Origin of the sequence: Nitrososphaera sp. (assembly GCF_050748925.1) — an archaeon.
Taxonomy (GTDB): Archaea; Thermoproteota; Nitrososphaeria; order Nitrososphaerales; family Nitrososphaeraceae; genus Nitrososphaera.
The window spans coordinates 1-4,707 of record NZ_JBOGQF010000130.1; the positions used below are offsets into that span (position 1 = coordinate 1).

Sequence of the window (4,707 nt, forward strand, 5' to 3'; positions counted from 1 at the left end):
CGAAAGCGAGGTGAGCCACGTCTCGACGGGCGGCGGCGCGTCGCTGCGCTACCTTGCAGGCGACGATATGCCGGGCGTCTCGGTGCTAAACGGTAATTAAGATACACGCCCCATACCATGCGTTGGACGGCAGGGTAGTGATGCACGTCGACTTTGACTACTTTTTTGCCCAGTGCGAAGAGTTGCGCAAGCCCGAGATAAAGGCCAGGCCGGTCGTCGTCTGCGTCTTTTCCGGCAGGACCGAGGATTCCGGCGCAGTCAGCACGGCCAACTATGTTGCAAGGAAATACGGGGTAAAGTCAGGCATACCGATCAAGGCGGCCAAGTCGAAACTTGCAGGCATCCCTGACGCGGTGCTGCTGCCTCTTGACGCGCCGTACTACAGGCAAGTGTCGGAGAAGGCCATGGCGATAATAAAGAGCCATGCGCAGGTCTTTGAGCACGTCGGCATTGACGAGTGCTACGTCGACGTTTCAGGCGCGCCGGACCCGGAAAAGCTTGCAAGGCAGATCAAGGGCGAAATAAAATCGCGTTTGCAGCTGACGTGCTCTGTCGGCATCGCGCCAAACAAGATGCTGGCAAAGATTGCTTCGGATGTTCAAAAACCGGACGGGCTCACTGTTGTAAAACAGGAAGACGCAGCAGGGTTTGTCGCTTCACTTGACGTCGACAAGATCCCCTGCATCGGGCCAAAGACCAAAGAGCGCCTGGCCCAGCTGGGCGTCGTGACCGCGGGCCAGCTTGCGGCCTTTGACCTTTTCAAGCTGATAGACGAGTTTGGCAAAAAGAACGCATCGTATATGCACAACGCCGCCAGGGGAGAAGACGAGGAGCCGGTGGTCGAGTCAGACGGCGAGCGCAAGCAGTTGATGCGCATAGTGACCCTGAAAAAGGACGCGACCCAGAGCAGCGAGATGTACGTCGAGCTGGAAGGGATATGCAGGGCGGTCCACCAGGGGGTTGAAGGCAAAAAACTGTCGTTCAGGACGGTGGGGATAATCCTGGTCCTGAGCAATCTCGAAAACATTACCCGTTCTAAAACGCTAAAGACGCACACGTCCAGCTATGATGTACTGCACTCTACTGCAAAATCCATCCTTGACGAGGCGATGGCTGAAAAAGTGAGCGTCAGAAGGCTTGGCGTCCGGCTCGCAGACTTTCAGGACAGCGCCGGCCAGGGCACGCTCTTTGAATTCATGCAGTAGCCTTTAACCTGCGCATACGCTTGCTCTCTGTAAACATCACTATCGCAAGGTAGATGCCAAGCCACGGCAGGAACATTATCTCGCCGGCTACGGAATGGAACGCCTCCCACTCTTGCACCTTGGTCGTGACCACCAGCGCATAGAGCGAAAGGGCGATGATGCGCACGACGTTGACAGTCACCGTGCCAAACGTGCCTATCGCAAAGTAGATGAGCTTGCGCCTTAGCGGCATGTCCATCTTTAGCAGAAACGCCAGCATGACCAGCGTATAGATTATCATGCTGTGTACGCCGGCCGACGGCCAGAACACCTGCAGCGCAAACGGCCCGTGCAATCCATTCAATACGAGCAGGTTGTCCCGGGCAGACGCCACCGATCCTCTGCCGATGTCCAGTATGTTCTGGTCGATAAAGCGGATGACTGCCTGGTCGATCTGCAGGTACGCCGGGACTATAATCTGGAGCGGGCCGAGCGTGTCGTATGGAAAGAACGCGTCCAGCGAAAGTATGGCGGCGCTGCCTATCAGGTAGATGGCGCCTGCAGGGGCAATCTTGTACCACCTTTTTCCAAAGAGCACGGCAAGCGATGACCCGACAAATAGCGCCATCACGACAAAGTCCCACATCCACACCCAGCTGTCAATCAGGGCAACCGAGTTTTCAATCCCATACTGCTTGATAGAGTCGCGCAGTCCGAATGGGAGGGCCGCAAAGTATGCTATCGTCATTGCAGCAAGCGCCAGGACGACGATGAATTTTTTTTTGCTCACCCCAGTCTTTATGCCGATGAGCTCGGCCGCGATGAACGCCATGGCAAAGATAAAGCCGCCCCGGCCTTCGTTCCATGACAGGCTGACATCGTCGGGATAGCGGATAAGCGTGAATATTATAGGTGCAATGAGCGCAAGCGTGACCGCGATGCTGGTATTTATGCCAAATATGGTAGGGCTGCCAACGGCCTGGACTGCATTGTCGCCTGCCAAACGGTCACTTTTGTGTCTCTACAACATAAAAACGTTCTAGGAGCTGACTATGGCTTCTGAAAACCACGTTGGAACAATGTCCTGCGCGTTTTTCAACAAAAACGTTATGCTCGAATCCAGTATGTATGTGGTAGCGTGGTCGTCTGCAGACCTGACGCTCCTGCCATATGACTGGGCTAGGCGGAGCACTGTGTACCAGGTGTACCACTTTGGGTCAAGCTCTTTCATCTTGGACACTTTTTTGTCAGTCAGGTCAGGGTACGGCACCTTGACTATAATCTGGAACCGGGAGTAGTCATCTTTCAGGTCGACGCCCTGATGCATCGATGGCGAGATGATGACCGTCGGCTTTTTGCTTTCATAATGCCTTTCAAGCACCTTTTCACGAGGAATGGTGGGTCCCGTTTCTATCAGCCGCGACGCGTTTTCCCTGCTGATATTGTCGCGAATGTTGGTGAGCTGCGCGTATGAAGTCGTGTGGATGATGCCCTTTTCGTCCTTGTGGATAGACATGATGTTGTCAACTGCCTTTGCAATCTTGTCCTTATTCTCCATCATCGTCTTGGCGTTGAGCCACGCCACGTTCATCAAGCGTATAGGCCGGTTCTTGACTGGAAAGTCCGAGTCGCGCACCTGGATGAACTTGACAGCGTCCGGCTTTAGCCCGGCGACCTTGCAGAGGTAGTCCTTGCTCAGTATGGTGGCACTCATGAAAAACACTATCGTGCCCTTGTCCAGGATCTCGCCAAAATAGCCGGACGTTTCAAGAGGCGTCAGGGTAGCACGCGCAATCTGGTTCGTGTTGTCGCGCTGGATGCTAGACACTATCCAGTTTTTCTTGCTCGCCCGCATGTCGTACAGCACCGACGACAGGTTCTTTTCGCGGTTTATGGCCTCGATGAGGTTTCGCTCCGTATATGGCTCGGCTATGCGCCCCCGGTCTATGGCGTCTGAAGCCTGCTCTATGAATTTCAGCAGCTTATCCCGCAAAGTCGAGCAAAACTCCATCCAGACGTCGATCTCCTCGACGTTGCGCTCCGGCATCTGCACCCTCGGCAGAAGGCGCAGCATGCTCTTTTGGACGGTAAAGCTGCGAAAGTCGCCGACTTCGGACTCGATCTGGTGGGCCTCGTCAAGTATCAGCAACTTGCGCCTCTGCGTCGTTCCGGTGTAAAAAATGTCAGAGAGGAAATAGCGGTAATTGTATACCGCGTGGCTGGCCTTTGCGCCCACCCAGCGCTGGTGAAAGTAGTGGCACGGCCGCCATTGCAACTCCACTATCTTGGACTGCTTTTGCAGATTCTTTACATAGTCGCGCTCGGCCATCGGGTCCAGCTGCACCAGCTCGTTTGGCGTCCCTTCGCCCATGGCTTTATAGTCCAGCAGGCGCGTCTTGAACGCGCAGTCATAGTTGTCGTCCTGCACGCACGGGCCGTAGTCGCAGCTCTCGTCAAGGCCCATGTCCTCCTTTACAATGCATGGAAAGTTTCCCCGCCCTTTTACCTCAAACACAAAGGGAAAGTCGCGCCGGTACTGCGCCTGCAAGTCCTTGGTCGCGGTGCAGATGTGCGAGCTGCCAAGGTAGCGCGCAAGGGCTATCGCCACAGGGGTCTTGCCAAAGCCGGTGGGCGCCTCAAGAAAGATGTTTTTGTAGCCCGATTTTACCGCAGACTCGATGTCAAGGAGCACCGCGCGCTGTTTGTCGCGCATCTGCTGAAAGGGAAAGTAGTTGAGTATAGACAACGGGCACCGCACCTTCTCGCTACGTACTTTTTAAGGTTGGGTCCGCGAGCCAGCATCTGACATAGCCAGAGTCGGTCTTGAATTCCGGCGGATCTTTGTTGCAGGCATCCATGGCGTGCGGGCAGCGATTGTAAAAGCGGCAGCCTGCGGGCGGGTCGAGGAGGCTAGGCGGCGTGCCGGGGATAAAGCGTATGCGCTTGTCGCCAGAGTGCAGGCGTGGGACAGATGCGATGAGGGCCTGTGTGTATGGGTGGCGCGGGTTTTTGTAAATGTCGCCAGCCTGCCCCACCTCGACCAGCTGGCCGGCGTACATTATCCCTATCTTGGTCGCCATCTGCGAGACGAGCGCAAGGTCGTGGCTTATCAGGATGATTGTGACGCCTTTTTCCCTGCCCAGTTTTTTCAAAAGGTCAATTATCTGGGCCTGCACGAGCACGTCAAGGGCGGTGGTGGGCTCGTCTGCGACAAGCAGATCCGGCTCTAACAACAGCGCCATGGCAATGACTGCGCGCTGCTTCATCCCCCCCGACAATTCATGAGGGTAGCGCGACGCGACTGCAGGGTCGAGACCCACCTGCGCGAGGGAATCGGCAACCTTGGCTTCAAGGTCGCCTTCAAAGCCGTGCTCCTGCAACACCTCCTTTAGTTGCCCGCCGACGGTATAGACAGGATCAAGCGCGTTCATGGCGCCCTGAAAGACCATCGCCACCTTTTTCCACCGCGCTTTTCTGTCAAACTCTTTGTCCGGCATGGCAAGCATGTCCTCGCCTCCCAGGA

At 55.7% G+C, this 4,707-nt stretch carries 4 protein-coding genes; 1 reads left to right on the forward strand and 3 read right to left on the reverse strand.

The genetic code is table 11. The features are described from left to right. The first annotated feature begins 122 nt into the window (after positions 1-122). On the forward strand, positions 123-1,205 hold the full coding sequence (gene dinB, locus ACREAY_RS09820) for a DNA polymerase IV (protein WP_431755595.1): 1,083 nt from the start codon (positions 123-125) through the stop codon (positions 1,203-1,205). Here dinB and artG read toward each other — a convergent pair. From artG to ACREAY_RS09835, 3 genes are all read right to left on the reverse strand, one after another. After that, entirely contained in the window at positions 1,195-2,187 is a 993-nt protein-coding gene (artG, locus tag ACREAY_RS09825; protein WP_431755596.1) for a thaumarchaeosortase, read from the reverse strand. The genes dinB and artG overlap by 11 nt on opposite strands. A 36-nt stretch (positions 2,188-2,223) precedes the next feature. Then, entirely contained in the window at positions 2,224-3,930 is a 1,707-nt protein-coding gene (locus ACREAY_RS09830; protein ID WP_431755597.1) for a helicase C-terminal domain-containing protein, read from the reverse strand. Positions 3,931-3,949: 19 nt separating this feature from the next. Further along, on the reverse strand, positions 3,950-4,707 hold a 758-nt coding region (locus ACREAY_RS09835; RefSeq protein WP_431755598.1), incomplete at its 5' end, for an ABC transporter ATP-binding protein.